Consider the following 16,779-nt stretch of genomic DNA (forward strand, 5'->3'; position numbering starts at 1 on the left):
GGCTCACGATCAATCGAGGCGGAAACGGCGTTCGGCGAAGGCATACAGGCGACGCCAGACAAACTTGTTCATCAGCACGACGAACATCGACATCACGCCGATGCTGGCGATGATGAGAGGCGTGTCACCGGACTTGGTGACTGCCGAAATATAGGCGCCCAGGCCATCGGCCTTGAGCGAGACATCCCCCCAACTGGCCAGCTCGGCCACGATGGAGGCGTTCCAGGCCCCCCCGGCGGCGGTACATGCACCGGTCACCCAGAACGGGAAGATGGCCGGCAGGATCAGCGTCTTCCACAGGTTCCAGCGTGACAGTCCGTACATGCGTGCGGCTTCCTTCAAGTCATTGGGAATGGCCATGGCGCCTGCGATCACGTTGAAGAGGATGTACCACTGCGTGCCCATGGCGATCAACAGGATGCTGCCCCAGTTCATGCTGACGTTGGCCGCGACGAACCAGCCCACCACCAGCGGGAAGGTCATGTTGACGGGGAAGGATGCGCCGATCTGCGCCAGCGGTTGCGCGAAGCGGGCGATGTGCGGCTTGGAGCCTATCCATACTCCCACCGGGGTCCAGATCAGGGTGGCGATGACGGTCATGGCCAGCACCCGCAGCATGGTCAGGAAGCCCAGCCAGACGATGTGACCGAACAGGCTCCAGCTCATCGCGCCGTGCAGCGCATCGATGGCCGCGACCAGTCCGCGCAGGGCTTCGAAGATCAGCAGGCCGCAGATCGCGCCGGTCAACACGCGTTTGGTCCAGCGTTGGCGGGTGATGCGCGCCGGCGTGAGCGCTGCCGAGGTGGCGGGACGATGACGCGCCAGCCAGTCACCCAGCGGCTGCCAGCATTTCTCATCGAGCCAGGTAAAGACGTAGGAACCGCGCAGCAGGTCATACACCCAAGAGGTCGGCGGCGAGCTCGATTCGGTCAGTTCGATCTTGAACTTGTCGGCCCAGGCCAGCAGTGGCCGCCACACCAGCTGGTCGCTCACCAGGATCAGCGCCAGCATGGCGATGACCGCCCACAGGGCTGCCGTATGGTCGCCCTGGGCGATGGACTGCGCCATGTAGGAACCCAGGCCGGGCAGCTTCAGGTCCTTGTTCATGACGCTGATGGCTTCGCTCTGCGCCACGAAGAACCAGCCGCCGCCGAAGGACATCATCGAGTTCCAGATCAGGCTGTGTGCCGATGCCGGCAGCTCCACGGTGCGAAAGCGCTGCCAGGCGGTCAGGCGATAGGTGGTAGCGGCTTCCTGCATGTCGGTCGGGATGGTGACCATGGAGTGATAGAAGCCGAAGGCCATGTTCCACACCTGGCCGGTGAAGATGGCGAAGATGGCCGCGCATTCCACGCCCATCAGGCTACCCGGGAACAGCGCCATGAAACCGGCCACGGTGGCCGAGAGGAAACCCAGCACCGGCACCGATTGCAGGATGTCCAGCGCAGGCAGGATGAGGGCGCGCGCACGGCGGCTCTTGGCGGCCAGGTAGCCGGTGCCGATGGCGAAGAAGAGCGAGAAAGCAAAGGCGATCCACATGCGCAGCAGGGTGCGGCCGGCGTAATAGGGGATCATGGCGGGCGAGCTGTCGACCTCCAGCTGGTCGGACGGGTCGAAGTGCACCAGCATGCCACGGCCGAAGTGCAGCGCGCTCCACAGCAGGCCGAACAGCACCGCCAGCACCAGCGCATCGATCCAGCCGAAGCCAGGCTTGACTTCTTCATAGGCCGTCAGTTGCGGCGAGGTGGTCTTCATTGTCATGGCGGCGAGGCTGGATGGCGGTGTTGGTGTTGGTCGCGGTGGTAGCGTTCGTGGCTGGGCAAGACGTGGTCAACGGCTTCAATCCGGTCGTGCGCGATCCCTGCCTGATGGATCAGTCGCCCCCCGGGACCGGCGGCGCCACTGTAGCAAGGAATTCTGACAGTTTCTTGACCACCTTCCCGGATGCCGACATTTGCTTGACTGCCTGACGCGACCGGGTGGACGCTTAACGCACGGACTGTCATCCCGGCTGACGCGAACCGTACGCGATCCGATGCGTCTCGCATGTCGATAGTAAAAAAAGCCGCCCTGCTCTCGCAGGACGGCTTTTCTCCCCGGACCGCCGGATCGTTTCAGGCGCGATGCTGCGGCCCTTCCTGCGTCGCTCTGCGTGGAATCATCGTCCACATCGTCAAGCCACTGAGCAACAGCAATCCCGCCAGGATATACAGCGCGATATCGATATTGCCGGTGCGCGTCTTGACCAGACCGATCAGCCAGGGGCTGACGATGCCGCTGGTGATGCCCACGCTGGAGATGAAGGCGATGCCCGGTGCGATGGTCTGGCTCGGGAGCAGTCCGGGCGGCAGCGACCAGAAGATCGGCAGGGCCGCAAAGATCAGCACCGCCGCCATCGACAGCAGTCCCAGCGAGACCGCAAAGCTGGAAGGATGCAGGGTCAGCGCGGCCAGCGCCAGCGCACCGCCGGTGGTGCACACCAGGAAGTGGCCGTGACGCTCGTTGCGGCGGTCCGAGCGGCGCGCGATCAGGATCAGGCCGATGGCGCCGATGGCGTTGGGGATGACCGTATAGAGCGAGACCTCGACCACATCCTTGATGCCGAAGTCGCGAATCATCAGTGGCATCCAGAAGTTCAGCGTGAGTGAGCCGCAGGTCAGCGCAAAGTAGATGAAGGCGAACAGGTAGGTCTGAGGATGCGACAGCGCCTGCCTGAGCGCCATCAGCGAATGCGGTCTCACATGATGGGTACGCAGCGCTTCCTGGTTTTGGCGGGTCTGCAGAAAACCGGCTTCTTGCGGGGTCAGCCACCTGGCCTGTGCCGGTCCGTCGGGCAGCAGGAAAATCACCAGCAGGCCCAGCACCACCGCTGGTGCACCTTCGATGGCAAACATCCACTGCCAGCCATACAGACCCATCACGCCAGCCATGTCACGCATGATCCAGCCCGAGACCAGTCCGCCCAATACCCCCGCCACCGCCACCCCGGCAAAGAAGATCGCCATCACCGCCGCGCGGCGCTGCGCCGGAAACCAGTAGCTGAGATAGAGCACGATGCCGGGGAAGAAACCGGCTTCGAATACGCCCAGCAGGAAGCGCAGGATGTAGAAGTGCGTGGCATCGTTGACTGCCATCATGCCCACCGATGCCAGCCCCCACAGCACCATGATGCGGGAAAAGGTGCGGCGTGCGCCAAAACGTGCCAGCAGCATGTTGCTGGGCACTTCGCACAGGACGTAGCCGACATAGAACACGGCCGCGCCCAGACCATACATGGCGTCGCTGAAGCCGAGATCCTGCTTCATCTGCAACTGGGCGAAGCCGATGTTGATACGGTCCAGGAAGGACACTACGTAACAGATGAAGAGAAAGGGAATGATGCGCAGCCAGACCTTGCGATAAATCGCGTCTTCGGCCGCCACGCCCAGATCGAGCGCGGAAGGGGCGGCCAGCGTGCCGGCGCCCTGGGATGGGGTCATCATGAATGTCTCCGTTGGATAGGCGCCTGTGGCGGCGCTCTTGTGGATGTCGAGGAAGGATGGATATGGCTCAGGCCGCTTCGGCCAGCGTCGCCGAGGCTGCCGGGGCCAGGCCGGCGCGGGCGCGCTGCATGGCCTCGATCAGCACGTCGTGGCCGCCGATGTGGTTGGCCAGCAGCAGGATCAGGCGGGCATTGAGGTCCTGGCTGGCGGCATCGTCCAGGCCGCGATGGATTTCGATGAGGGCTTCGTAGAAGTCATCGGGGTGCGTCAGATTGGGCGCGGTGTTGAGGCTCATGGTGTCTCCTTGTTGAAGGGGCGGGTGGTTTTGCGATGGGTTCAGGCGGCATCCAGTTCGGCCGTGGACAGGGTGTCGTGGCTGTGGCCGGTGGCGCGCTGCAGGGCGTGTTCCAGCGCCGACGCGTCTATCCCGCGCCAGCGGGCGCAGACGTGCTGGTCCGGACGGATCAGATAGCAGGTGTGCGGCTGGCCGTCATAGCGTTGTGCCACCAGGCCCTCGATGTCCTCCACCTGGACGGCGTCGGGGCCCAGGGTTGCCAGCACGGCACGGTCGGCGGCGGTGGTCGCGACGCCGCTGACAAACAGCAGGCGTAGCGGCACCCCGTTGTCGGTCAGTCGGGCCAGTGCCGGCAGCAGGACGGCGGGCAGGGCGGCAGCCGGGGCGAAGATCATGGCCACGAACTGGTCGCCCAGATGGGGTAGCAGCCAGCCCGGCATGGTGTCCATCGAGACAGGGGCATCGGTACAGGGGGCCCCGGCCTGCATGGCCCCCTGGAAAGGGGCACTGTCGCGGGTGCTCAAGGGGGAGTCGTGCAGGGTGGCGGGCAGTGACAGGCGGCCACTGTTGACCAGTCTGCGCGCGAACACATGCTCACGCGCCAGCCCCAGCACGGCATCGCGGAAGCGGCGGCTGACGGCGCTCTTGGGCGTGATGAAGTCGGTGGAGCGGGTGGAGTTGAGCAGGTTCTCGTCAGCGGCGTATTGGCGCTCGCTGGCGTAGCTGTCCAGCAGGCTTTCGGGCGCCTTGCCCTGCAGGACGAAGGCCAGCTTCCAGGCCAGGTTCTCGGCATCCTGCACGCCGCTGTTGGCACCGCGCGCACCGAAGGGCGAGACGCAGTGCGCGGCGTCGCCCACGAACAGGACGCGGCCATGACGGAAGCTGTCCATGCGCACACAGGAAAAGGTATAGACGCTCACCCATTCCAGGGTGAATTGCGCCTGCTTGCCCAGCAGCGCCTGCACGCGCGGGATCACGCGTTCGGGCGTTCTCTCCAGGACCGGATCGGCGTCCCAGCCGAGCTGGAAATCGATGCGCCAGACATCATCGGGCTGGCGATGCAGCAGCACCGACTGGTTGGGATGGAAGGGCGGATCGAACCAGAACCAGCGTTCGGCCGGGAAGGGCGCTTCCATCTTGACGTCGGCGATGAGGAAGCGGTCGCGGAAGGTGTGGCCCACACTTTCCAGTCCCATCATCCGACGCAGGGGGCTGCGCGAGCCATCGGCTGCCACCACGTAGCGCGCCTTGAGCTGGTAGCTGTCCTCCGGGGTTTCTACCGTCAGCACTTCGTGGTCGGCGTGATGCGCGATGGCGCTGACCCGGCTCTTCCAGCGCAGCTCGATGAGGTCATGGCTGCGCGCCTGTTCCAGCAGGTAGCCTTCCACGTAGTACTGCTGCAGGTTGATGAAGGCCGGCCGCGCGTGGCCACTTTCGGGCTGCAGGTCGAATTCGTAGATGGCCTCCTCGCGCAGGAACACCTTGCCGCGATGCCAGCCCACGCCCTTGTCCATCATGCGCTGGCCGCAACCGATGCGGTCGAAGATGTCCAGCGTGCGCTTGGCAAAGCAGATCGCCCGCGAGCCGGTGGAGAGCGTATCGTCGTCATCGACCAGCACGACGCGAATGCCCTGCCGGGCGAGGTCGATGGCGGTCACCAGCCCGACCGGGCCGGCGCCGACGACGACCACCGGATGCACGGCGGCGCCGGCGGGTCTGGTTTGCTCCGGGCAGGGCTGATAGCTGAAACGTTGCTGCTGATAATCAATGGCTGGGCTGGGGTTCATGGCCGGTCTCCTCGCTGTTCTTTTCTCTTCTGACTGCGGGCGCTTGCGGTGCGCTCAGGCTTGCAGTGCGGCCCACATTTCCTTGTCGCGTTCTGCCGTCCAGATGCGCGGATGGGTGATGCCGGAGGCCTCGTCATAGGCCCGCGTGACATCGAAGGGCAGGCAGTGTTCATAGATGAAGACCTGGCCGAACCTGGGATCCATCAACTTGCGGGTGTGCGCCATGGCCTCCTTGAGCCCCATCTTGCCGGCCACGGCTTCGCGCCCCGCGCGCAGCAGGGTGGAGACGAAATCCCTGGTATAGGCGATGGCCTGCGTGACCTGCTCGCGCCCTTGCAGCGCCGGCCCGCGGCCGGGGACCAGGGCTTCCGGTTGCAGGGCCGCCAGGGCATCGAGCGTGGCCGGCCAGGGTTCCAGCTGGGCATCGCCGCAGTAGCAGGCGGCGTCGTATTCCACCAGATCGCCCGAGAACAGCACCTTCTGACCGGGGATCCACACCACCGTATCGCCCTTGGTGTGACCGGGGCCGAGATGGGCGATCTTCACTTCCAGCTGACCCATGAAGATCGTCATTTCCTTCTCGAAGACCATGGTCGGCCAGGTCAGGCCGGGCACCGTTTCCACCCCGGCGAACAGGCGCGGGAAGCGCTCGATCTCGGACTTCATGTCGGCCTCGCCACGCTCGACGATCATCTCGTAGGTGCCGCGACTGGCGATGACCTGCTCGCCGCCTTCCTTGAAATAGGCCGAGGCGCCCAGCACGCGCACGGCGTGGTAGTGCGTCAGCACCACGTACTTGATGGGCAGGTCGGTCACGCTGCGGATGCGCGCGATCAGGTCCTGCGCCATGGCCGGGGTGGCGGTGGTGTCGATGACCATCACGCTGTCGTCGCCGATGATGACGCCGGAGTTGGGATCGCCCTCGGCGGTGTACGCGTAGGCGTTTTCCGAGATGCGTTCAAAGGTGATCTTCTTGGCGTCGAGATCCGCCTGGGATGCAAAAGCCTTGGCCATGTCTGCCTCGTTCTGGTTCGTTGGGTGGGGACGCGGCTGGACATGGCGTGTGCCATCGGGGGAGTCTCCGTCCAACCCGTCTTGGATCAATGCGGGTCAAATCTTGTTGTTGTTGCCTGCGGCAAGCAGGTTGATCGCATCTTAGTCAGCGCGTTTTGATTAGTCAATAGCAAATACGCTTGTCAGAAGTTAATTGACGTTTTCTGCACCATGACGTGGAGGATGTCTTGCCGGACGGGAGTTGGATTAGAATCCAGGGTCTCGTATCGCAGGGCAGCCGGACGCGCAGCAATGCTTGTCGCTGCCATTGCCCGTCATCAGAAACCTTGGAATCATCGGATGAGCGCATCCCCCGTCAAGACACAACGCGGCATCCAGAGCGTGGAAGTGGCCGGGCGCCTGTTGCAGGCGCTGGCCCAGGCGCGCCAGCCGTTGCCGCTGGTGGCGCTGGCGGCTGCGGCCGAATTGTCCTCGGCGCAAGCCCATACCTACCTGGTGAGTCTGCTCAGGCTGGGCCTGATCAAACGCACCCCCGGCGAGGGCTACTATGAATCCGGCCCGCTGGCCCTGCGTTTGGGCATGGCGCGGCTTGCCCGGGAACCGGCCTATCGCCAGGCCTTGCCGCAGGTCCGTCAACTGAGCCAGGAGACCGGCCTGAGCGTGGCGGTCACCCTGCCCACGCCGGCCGGCCCGACCATCGTGCATTACGCCCATGCCGGCAAGCCACTGCACGTGAACCTGCATGTGGGCACCGTCATGGCCCTCTCGGAAACCGCCACCGGACGCACCTACTGCGCCTTTACCCCACATGCCGACTGGCAGGCTCTGTGGGAGGTGCAGCATCCCGCCCAGCCGAAGGGCCGGCTCAAGCATGTCCAGCAAGAACTCGATGCCATCCGCAAGCGCGGTATGGAGCGCGCGGTCGACCTGCCCAGTCCGGGCGTGAGCAGTCTGTGCATGCCCTTGCTGGATGCACGGCAGCAGTTGCTGCTGCTGGTGACCGTGATCGGGCCCAGTGGTGTCATCGATACCGGCTGGCGCGGCGTGGTGGCGCGCCAGTTGCGCAGCTGCATCGAGGCCATCGCGGCCACGCTGGCGGCTGCAGAACAGACCGACGAGGAAGGGGAGTTTGTCCCATGAAGAGTACGCCGCACGCCTTGACCACGGTGGAGAGCGATCAGGAAGGTGAGCGCAGTCAGCGCGGTATCCAGTCGCTCGACAGCACCGGCGCCCTGCTCGATGCCTTGCTGGAAGCCGGACGGCCGCTCCCGCTGGGCGACCTGGCCAGACTGGCCGGGATGCCGGCAGCCAAGGCCTTTCCGCACCTGGTGAGTCTGCAGAAGATCGGCTTGCTGGCGCGCGATGCCCAGGGCAGTTTCTTCCCCGGTACGCTTTCGCTGGAACTGGGGCTGGCGGCCCTGCAGCGACTCTCACCCCTGCGTGAGGCTGAGGCCGAGGTGGCTCCGCTGGCCCAGGCCACGGGCCTTTCGGTGGCGCTGGCCGTGGTCGGGCCGCTGGGCCCGACGGTAGTGCGGCTGGAGGAATCTTCGCGACCGCAGCACGTAAGCCTGCGCATCGGTACGGTGCTGTCGATGGTACATACCGCCATTGGACGTGTGTGTGCCGCACACCTGCCATCAGACATGCTGGCCGGTGCGCTGGCCATGGATGCGATCCGCATGGAAGGCGCCCATCCCGACAGCGTCTGCCATGCCGATGGCAACCTGCGCCACGACTACGCCGAACGGCTGCGCCAGATCCGCCTGCAGGCCATGGACCAGGCGCTGGGGCGACCGGTGCCGGGGATCCATACCCTGGCTGCGCCAGTATTCAATCACGCCGGACAACTGGCGCTGGTGATGGCCGTCATGGGCAGCAGCGGCAGCTTTGATACGGCCATCGAGGGTGAGGTGGCACAGCTGCTGCGGGCGGCAGCCCATACCGTGTCATGGCGCCTGGGCGCCTTCGAACAGGCTGCGCCGATGGCGCCCGAATAGGCGTTAGGATCGTATATATCGTTTATATAATTTATATTGTTGATTTTTTTTCATTCTGACATGGTGCGGCTATCCAGGATCTCCTGGACGCGCCGCGCCAGCGTGTCCATCTTGAACGGCTTGGTCAGCAGCTGCATGCCGCAGGGGAGATGCCCGTTGCCGAAGGCGGCGTTTTCGGCATAGCCGGTAATGAAGAGCACTTGCAGCTGTGGCCGCGTCGCCCGGGCTGCATCGGCCACCTGGCGACCGTTGAGCCCGCCAGGCAGTCCTACATCGGTAATGAGCAGGTCGATACGGGCAGCCGAATGCAGGATGCGCAGCGCCGCAGGGCCATCGTCGGCCTGCAGGGTGGTATAGCCGGCCTCGTTGAGCACCTCCGCCGCCAGCAGGCGGATCGGGGCTTCATCGTCAACCACCAGGACCACTTCACCACTGCCGGACGCTGCGGGGGCGTCGGTGAGTTCGGCTTCCTCGGTGGGGATCTCATCCTGATGGCGCGGCAGGTAGATGGAGACCGTACTGCCCTGGCCGACTTCCGAATACAACCGCACCTGCCCGCCTGATTGGCGCGCGAAGCCGTACACCATGGACAGGCCCAAGCCGGTGCCTTCACCGAGGGGCTTGGTGGTGAAGAAGGGATCGAAGGCCCGCGCCAGCACGTCTGGCGGCATGCCCGTGCCGTTGTCGGTGACCGAGACGCAGACATACTGACCCGGTGCCAGGTCGCGCTCCTGCGCCCATGTACCCTCGAGCCACTTGTTGGCGGTCTCGATGGTCAGACGTCCGCCCTCGGGCATGGCATCGCGAGCATTGATGCACAGGTTCAGCAGGGCGCTTTCCAGTTGCGGTCCGTCCACGAAGGTCGGCCACAGGGCAACTGCCGTGACCACTTCCAGCGAGATGGACGGACCGATGGTGCGGCGGATCAGTTCTTCCATGCCGCCAATGAGGGCGTTGACGCTGGTGGCGCGCGGTGCCAGGGTCTGCCGTCGCGCAAAGGCCAGTAGCCGCTGCGTGAGCGAAGCCGCGCGTTGCGCGCTGCGCGCGGCCAGGTCGATGTAGCGGAACAACTCGTCGCCGCGTCCCTGCACCAGCCGCACCCGCATCAGGTCCAGGCTGCCGGTGATGCCTCCCAGCAGGTTGTTGAAGTCATGTGCCAGGCCGCCTGTCAACTGGCCGATGGCCTCGATCTTCTGTGAATGGCGCAAGGCTTCCTCGGTGGCCATCAGTTCTCTGGTGCGGGCGCTGACTTCCGCTTCCAGCGATTCATTGATCTCGCGTAGTCGTGCTTCGCTGGCGGCCAGCGCCTGCTGGTTGCGGATACGCTCGAAGGCGGCACGGGTCTGCTGGCTGACTTCACGCACCAGGTTCAGTTCGTTGTCGGTCCAGGTGCGCGGCACATTGCTGCTCACGTGCACAATGCCCACCAGTTCGCCCCCTTCAATGAGTGGCACATCCATGTAGGACGCCATGCCGCAGGCCAGGTGCTCCTCTTTCAGAGCGGCCGCGCGCGCATCGCTGGCGACATCGCCGACCAATACCACGCTACGGCTACGCCAGGCCTGCGCCAGTCGCCGTTCATCATGCAGGGCCAGGGCAGCGACGGTGCCGTCTTCCGGATGGAACGTCCACTGGCCCAGCTCGTCGACCTGCTGCGCAGGTCCCAGCGACTTGTAGCTGACCCAGCGTGCCGTCAGGGCCTCGCCGATGACGTGGGCCGCTGCGCTGGCGATGGCGCCCAGCGATTCGGCTGCGCGGATCGCCTCGGCCAGGCGGAACAGGGCGTGCTGGCGCGCCTCACTGTTCTTGCGCTCGGTGACGTCGCGGGTAGACCCGGCCACCGCCTCGACTTCGCCATCCGGACCCAGCACCGGGAAGAGGATGTAGTCATAGATGCGCCGACCGAAGGTCCCGTTGAAGGGTACATCGCCGCGCACGGGGCGCTTGGTGGCGCGCACCTGTTCGATCTCGCGGCTGTGCATCTCGGCGTGCCAGGGCTCGTAGCCAAGTTCCAGGCAGTTCTTGCCGATGGCCTCATCCCAGGTCTTGCCCCACATCTGCAGCAAGACGCGGTTGGCGTAGGTGAACCGGTGATGGAGATCCCAGGCGTAGGCCAGGTCGGGAGTCGTGGAAAGGAATGTTTCGTAGAAGCGCCGACGTTGTTCGGATTCGCGTGTCAGGCGCGCCAGTTCGGCGATGGCTTGCTTCTGTACATGGATGTCGGTGGAGGTGCCATACCAGTGCAGGACTTGTCGCCCCCCTGCATCCAGTTGCGGTTTGGCGCGTGTGAGGAACCAGCGGTATTGCCCGTGAGCATCGCCGATGCGGTGCTCAATGGCCAACTCCTGGCAGGCGCTACGTGCTTCCTGCCAGGCCTGCAGGGTGTGCGACTGGTCCTCGGGGTGGATGTGGCGCGCGATCATGGCCTCCAGGTTGCCTAGCCCTTCGGGAGTGATCTCGCCGGTATGTTGGCGCCATTGGTCATTGATGAATTCGAGGCTGCCGTCGGCATCGGCTATCCAGACGATCTGGGCAATGGCGCTGGTCATCAGGCGAAAGCGCGTCTGGCTTTCGTGCAACATGTGGTCGATCCGCTGCTGCCGCTCTGGCAAGGGTGGGTGCAGGTCGGCCCGCAGGCTGACCGCAAGGCCGTGCGCCTGCCGACAGCAGATGACCTCATAGGGTCGCGCCTGTCCGGCCGGCGTATGTAAGCAGTGGCGGCTGTGGCCATCTTCGAGCGTGGCACGCAGGCAGGTTTCAAGATCACCGCCCGTCAGCGTCGGCCAGGCTTGCCAGAGGATGGCACCGAGTAGCCCGGCAGCGCCGCGCGAGGAGTCCGTCGGGGGTGGTGATGCCTCCAGCAGCGTGCGCGCTGCATCATCGATATAAACCAGGCGCCACTGTGCATCCACCGCAAAGTAGGCGGCGGGGAGGACGGCAGGGACGATGGCAACGGCGGATCCGGCGGCAGGCCACAAGGGATCGGCACGAGGGAAAAGCTCGGACATGGCGTACCTTGATTTCTGGTTACGCCCGATTGTAGATGAGCGTCTGTGAGGATGCTGTAGGACAAGCGCCCGTTTTGCGGCAGCCAACGGAAAAAGACCTGCGCAAGTTCCTCCCCGGCAATTGCTCGCCAGGGCCGGCTGAACGATGCGTTCCGGCTGTCTCCCTGGCGTCGCGCCATTACCCGGAAAGCGGGTTTACATCGGGCTTTTCCTGACTTTGCAGCAGCCCCGGCGCCCCTATAATCAATGCCCGGATGACAAATGGTTGCTTGGCTGATGCCCAGCCCTCATGACGCCCTGGTCGCGGCGTACAAGTTGAAAAGGCATAGAGCAAAGGATGTCTGCTTCCTCATTGATGAACATGGTGCGCGCCTACTGGCGTGTCCATTACGATCAGCCCGAGCTGCTGATTGCGCAGTACCGCGCGTTCTCCGGCAAGATGCCGATGATGTATCTGATCCTGCTGATCAACAGCTGGGCACTGGCGCATACCTACTACCCGCTGGCCCCGCACTGGCTGACGCTGTATTTCCCGGCCGCGCTGACGGTCCTGTGCGTGACGCGCTTGAGTTTCTGGTGGCGCGGGCGCCACGTGGACCCGACCCCCGGCATGGCCGCCAGGGCGCTCAAGCGTACCAATTTCCTGGCAGCACCCATTGCGCTCAGTTTCTCGCTGTGGTCGGTGCTGATGTTTCCTTATGGCGACAGTTATGCCCAGGCCCATGTGGCGTTCTACATGGGCATCACCGTCATCTGCTGCATCTTCTGCCTGATGTACCTGCGCTCGGCGGCACTGTCGGTTGCGTTGATCGTCAATGGCATCTTCACGGTCTTCTTCCTCGGCACGCATATTCCGACCTTCGTGGCCGCTGCCATGAACGTGGTACTGGTGACCATCGGCATGCTGGCCATCGTCAACAGCCATTACAACGATTTCACCCGGCTCATTGATGCGCAGGTCAGGACGGCGCTCCTGGGCAATGAGAACCTGCGTCTGGCCAACCTCGATTCGCTCACGCAGATTCCCAATCGCCGCAAGTTCTTCGCCCAGCTCAACGAGATATGTACACGTGCCACCGCCAACGGGCAGCGCTTTGCCGTCGCCATTCTTGACCTCGATGGTTTCAAGGCCGTCAATGATCTGTATGGTCATACCCACGGTGACCAGCTGCTGGTGGAAGTGGGCCAGCGTCTGACAGCAGTGTGCCTGGACGAGCGCTTCCATCTGGCGCGCCTGGGTGGCGACGAGTTTGCCATCATCATCGATGCCGGCCTCAGCGATGAGGCCCTGACCGGTTTCGGGGATCGCATCTGCGCTGCGCTGCGCCGCCCCTTCGTGCTCTACAAGGCGACGGTGCAAATCGCTGCCTCGGTGGGCGTGGCCACCTTCCCCGACATGGCGGTTGATGCGAGTTCGCTTTATGAACATGCCGACTATGCGCTGTATCAGGGCAAGCGCGAACGGCGCGGTACCGTCACGCTCTTTTCGGAGCAGGACAAGGCGCAGATCCAGCGCAACGCCAACATCGAGCAGGCCTTGCGGCTGGCCGACTTTGATCGCGAACTGTCGGTATTCTTCCAGCCCATCGTAAGTCTGGAGGATGGCCGACCGATCGCCTTCGAAGCCCTGGCGCGCTGGCACAGCGCGGTCAAGGGCGTGGTGGCGCCGGTCGAATTCATTCCCGCTGCCGAGCGCATGGGCATCATCAACCCGTTGAGCGTGATCCTGCTGAAGAAAGCCCTGCAGGCCGCAGTCACCTGGCCGTCCGCGATCCGCCTGTCGTTCAATCTCTCGGCCAACGACATCAACACCAGCGAAGGCATGGAACAGATCGTGCAGGTGATCGCCAGCTCGGGGTTTTGTCCTGCGCGGCTGGATCTGGAAATCACCGAGACGGCCGTGTTGCAGGATCTGGAGAAATCACGCCAGCTGCTCAGTGCCGTGCGCAAGCTCGGCTGCGGTATCACGCTCGATGACTTCGGAACCGGTTATGCCAGCCTGAGCCACCTGCATGCCTTGCCGCTGACGCGCATCAAGATCGACAAGAGTTTCGTCGCCGACATCGAACACAACGAGGTCAGCCACAAGATCGTGAAGTCATTGCTGGCGCTCACGCATGACATGCAGCTGACCTGCGTGGTGGAGGGCGTGGAAACATCCGCGCATCTGCAGAGCCTGCGCGAGCTCGGAGCGCTCTATGGCCAGGGCTACCTGTTCTCGGTACCGCTGGCGGCCGGCCAGGTCCAGCCCTGGATCGAGAACCGGTCGGCTACCACACCTCAGCGCGGCTGACGCGCTGCGTTGGGGCGATCACGGCATGATGGTCCGTGCCGGATTCGCCCGCCATCATGGCGTCGGCAGGGTGCCGACAAGGCGTCTGAGGATCAGGGCTGTTTGGCCTTGCGGTTCATCTCCGGATCGGCCGAGCCGATTTCCGCCCCCGTCAACGGTTCGCCATCCTGGGCCGAAGCGGTACGCGCGGCCATCTGGTCCAGCATGGCCTGTTCCTCCGCGCTCAGCTCGACGCTTGCCTGACCGTCGCCCCCGTCGACCGGTGTCAGGGCATCGGCGCCATCCAGACGCTCCCACTGCTTGCCGTCATTCCACGGGCCGCTCTGTTCGCCGACGCCCTGCGAGAGATTGACGTAGACCTTGGAGAGGCGCGGATCGCCAGGCAGCTTTCCCGGGGGGAAGTTGGGATGGATGGCATAGAGCGCTTTTTCGAACGATTTCTGGTGTGCGATCTCGCGCGTCATCAGGAAGCCCAGCGCTTCTTTCACGCCCGGATCATCGGTCAGATTGATGAGCCGCTCATAGACGATCTTGGCGCGTGCTTCTGCGGCGATGTTGGAGCGCAGGTCGGCGGTCGGTTCGCCGATGGTATCGATGTAGGCGGCGCTCCATGGGACCCCCGCCGAATTGACCAGTGGCGCGCCGGCCCCATAGAGCACTTGCGTGATGTGGCTGTCGTTGCCGGCGCCGGTGATCTCCTTGTAGAGCATCCCTTCTTCTTCCACGCCTTCGGCCAGCTTTCCCTTGGCGCCCTTGTTGAGCATGACCACGATGTGGCCGATCACTTCGAGATGGCTTAGTTCTTCGGTGGCGATATCGAAGAGCATGTCCTTGCGGCCGGGATCATCCTCGGCAATGGCCTGGGTGAAGTAGCGGCAGGCAGCGGCCAGTTCGCCTTGCGGGCCGCCGAATTGTTCCAGCATCAGGTTGGCCAGCCCGGGATTGGGGCCGGCGACGCGTACCGTGTATTGCAGGCGCTTGTTGTGAGCGAACATGTCGGTCTCCTTGTCGAGGTCGGGGAATTGATGGGCAGGGCTGCCGAACGTAATCGCCTTCACCGCCTGGCAAAGAGCGGACACGTACAACAGAAACTTCATCCTAGGCGGCCGGTGCTCAGCCATACCATCGGCATGTGCGGAAGACATGCGGTGATCGGTGACGACGAAACGTGTCGGAGATCCTTAGCGCGGCAGCAGGCCGGCGTCGGACGACCACGGGTTCGAGATTCAGTGTTAGTCCGATGCAGCACCGGCAGGCGCGTCGCTAGACTTGTCGACTTGCATCGCCCTGCTGTTTGTCGGCGTCCGTCGCTGGCCTATGCTGATCCTCCCCTTCAGGCAAGGACACCATGCTCAAGAAAGTCGAGCCCGCATTGAATACCGCATCGAACTCTCCTGCCAGACCCGGGCAGTCCCCCGCCGACGTGCCCGCTGCGATTCGGCTGAGCTGGCCGATGGTTGCCGGTGGCGTGATGCTGCTGGCCGTGCTGATCGGCTGGTGGAGCGCCCAGGATGAGCGTATCTGGCGCGCCTATTGCGGCGGCATGGCTGCTGCGGCGGCAACGGCGGTGGGCACCTTGCCGCTGTTCTTTTCGCGCCGCTTCTCGCCGCGCATGGCGGATTGCTGCACCGGTTTCGGCGCGGGCGTGATGCTGGCGGCCTCGGTGTTCTCGCTCATCTTGCCCGCCCTGCACAGTCTGGAGCAGGCCGGGGCCGGCAAGCAGATGGCCAGCCTCATCGCCGGTGCCAGCGTGCTATCCGGTGCGTTGCTGGTGCTGGCCCTGCAGCGCGCGGGACGAGGGCATGACGATCTTGCGCGCCAGGCAGCGTTGCGCCGCGTGTGGCTGTTCGTGCTCACCGTCGGGCTGCACAACCTGCCGGAAGGGCTGGCGGTGGGCGTAGCGTACGGGGGTATCGCGCCGGAGCAGGCCACCGTGCTGACCTTGGGTATCGCCTTGCAGGACATTCCCGAAGGGATGATCGTGGCCACCGCCTTGCGGGGCATCGGCTATTCGCGCGCCGATGCGATCGGCTGCGGCATTCTCTCGGGGCTGGTGGAACCGCTGGCGGCAGTGGCGGGTGCAACGCTGGTATCGCTGTCGGCGACGATGCTGCCATGGGCGCTGGGCGGCGCGGCCGGCGCCATGCTGTTCGTGCTGGCCCATGAAGTGATTCCGGATCCGCATCGCCGCTGCGACGCGCTGGCGGCGAGTTGCTGTCTCATCATCGGCTTTGTGCTGATGATGGTGATGGATACGGCCCTTTCATGAGGAGCAGAGCATGAAACGGCCCGTCTTTGCCGACGATTCGACCTTCTCACCGTCAACGCTGACCTATGTCGAATTATGGCGTGGTGCTGATCTGCTCATCAGGAAAGCAGGGGAGGAGCAGTCCGGTTCACGCTGGGTCTACCTGTCGGTACTGATGATGCTGTCGTTCTGTCTGGAGGCCTATCTCAACTACGCCGGCCCGCTGCTGTTCGGCGCCAACTGGAACGAGGGGAGCCAGGCGCATGGCGCACAGGATGCCAGGGCCAAGCTGCGGCTGGTGTGTGCCGCCTGCGGCGTGGAACCCGATGTGCCTCACAAGTACCGTACCGTGGCCCTTACGCTGCTGGAACTGCGTTGCAGCCTGGGGCGAGCTACCCAAGTGCGGTTGCAGCCGCCGGGCGAGCCGACGGCACGACGCGCGCAGGCTTCCACCAGTGCGAACGATCCCGATGACCTTGCCCTCGATCCGGCCTGGAGCCCGTATTGCGAGCGCAGTGTGGTGCTCGATTACCGGATGCAGTTGCGCAGTCTGCTGGCCCGGCTGCATGCCCGCTTGCCACAGCAGGGACGCAGTGCGCTGTCGATCTGAGCGCATGCGGGCAAGGTCGCGTCTCTGCCGTTGCGACACGCAACT

The 16,779-nt window shown here is 64.3% G+C and carries 12 protein-coding genes; 5 read left to right on the forward strand and 7 right to left on the reverse strand.

The features are described from left to right. Positions 1–9 precede the first annotated feature (9 nt). From HWE01_RS17205 to HWE01_RS17225, 5 genes are all read right to left on the reverse strand, one after another. Entirely contained in the window at positions 10–1,755 is a 1,746-nt protein-coding gene (locus HWE01_RS17205; protein ID WP_008325334.1) for an ABC transporter permease, read from the reverse strand. A 359-nt stretch (positions 1,756–2,114) separates the two neighbouring features. Continuing rightward, positions 2,115–3,482 carry an MFS transporter gene (locus HWE01_RS17210; protein WP_008325338.1) on the reverse strand — a complete coding sequence of 456 codons (1,368 nt, stop codon included), beginning with the start codon at positions 3,480–3,482 and terminating at the stop codon, positions 2,115–2,117. A gap of 67 nt (positions 3,483–3,549) precedes the next feature. Next, positions 3,550–3,777, reverse strand: coding sequence for a DUF2783 domain-containing protein (locus HWE01_RS17215; protein WP_008325340.1), 228 nt, complete (start codon positions 3,775–3,777; stop codon positions 3,550–3,552). Between the two features lie 41 nt (positions 3,778–3,818). Next, positions 3,819–5,564 (reverse strand): FAD-dependent oxidoreductase, encoded by a 1,746-nt coding sequence (locus HWE01_RS17220; RefSeq protein ID WP_008325342.1) that lies wholly within the window; start codon positions 5,562–5,564, stop codon positions 3,819–3,821. Positions 5,565–5,618: 54 nt separating this feature from the next. After that, positions 5,619–6,578: an MBL fold metallo-hydrolase gene (locus tag HWE01_RS17225; RefSeq protein ID WP_008325343.1), complete on the reverse strand. Its 960-nt coding sequence runs from the start codon at positions 6,576–6,578 to the stop codon at positions 5,619–5,621. Between the two features lie 339 nt (positions 6,579–6,917). On the opposite strand from HWE01_RS17225, the gene HWE01_RS17230 reads away from it, so the two are divergent. After that, on the forward strand, positions 6,918–7,718 hold the full coding sequence (locus HWE01_RS17230; protein WP_241822402.1) for an IclR family transcriptional regulator: 801 nt from the start codon (positions 6,918–6,920) through the stop codon (positions 7,716–7,718). Further along, a complete protein-coding gene (locus HWE01_RS17235) occupies positions 7,715–8,575 on the forward strand; it encodes an IclR family transcriptional regulator (protein ID WP_241822403.1) in 861 nt (286 codons plus the stop codon). Before HWE01_RS17230 ends, HWE01_RS17235 begins: the two co-directional genes overlap by 4 nt. Positions 8,576–8,625: 50 nt before the next feature. On the opposite strand, the gene HWE01_RS17240 is transcribed toward HWE01_RS17235, so the two are convergent. Next, positions 8,626–11,583: a PAS domain-containing hybrid sensor histidine kinase/response regulator gene (locus HWE01_RS17240; RefSeq protein ID WP_241822404.1), complete on the reverse strand. Its 2,958-nt coding sequence runs from the start codon at positions 11,581–11,583 to the stop codon at positions 8,626–8,628. Positions 11,584–11,920: 337 nt separating this feature from the next. On the opposite strand from HWE01_RS17240, the gene HWE01_RS17245 reads away from it, so the two are divergent. Beyond that, a complete protein-coding gene (locus tag HWE01_RS17245) occupies positions 11,921–13,876 on the forward strand; it encodes a putative bifunctional diguanylate cyclase/phosphodiesterase (RefSeq protein ID WP_241822405.1) in 1,956 nt (651 codons plus the stop codon). A gap of 92 nt (positions 13,877–13,968) precedes the next feature. Here the strand turns inward: HWE01_RS17245 and HWE01_RS17250 are convergent, their stop codons facing one another. Then, a complete protein-coding gene (locus HWE01_RS17250) occupies positions 13,969–14,871 on the reverse strand; it encodes a manganese catalase family protein (RefSeq protein ID WP_241822406.1) in 903 nt (300 codons plus the stop codon). Between the two features lie 353 nt (positions 14,872–15,224). On the opposite strand from HWE01_RS17250, the gene HWE01_RS17255 reads away from it, so the two are divergent. Both HWE01_RS17255 and HWE01_RS17260 read left to right on the forward strand, forming a co-directional pair. Then, positions 15,225–16,145, forward strand: a complete 921-nt coding sequence (locus HWE01_RS17255) for a ZIP family metal transporter (RefSeq protein WP_241822407.1) — start codon at positions 15,225–15,227, stop codon at positions 16,143–16,145. A 10-nt stretch (positions 16,146–16,155) separates the two neighbouring features. After that, on the forward strand, positions 16,156–16,734 hold the full coding sequence (locus HWE01_RS17260) for a hypothetical protein (RefSeq protein WP_008325353.1): 579 nt from the start codon (positions 16,156–16,158) through the stop codon (positions 16,732–16,734). Positions 16,735–16,779 lie beyond the last annotated feature (45 nt).

Origin of the sequence: Herbaspirillum sp. C7C8 (assembly GCF_022627875.1) — a bacterium.
In the GTDB taxonomy this organism is placed as follows: domain Bacteria; phylum Pseudomonadota; class Gammaproteobacteria; order Burkholderiales; family Burkholderiaceae_D; genus Herbaspirillum.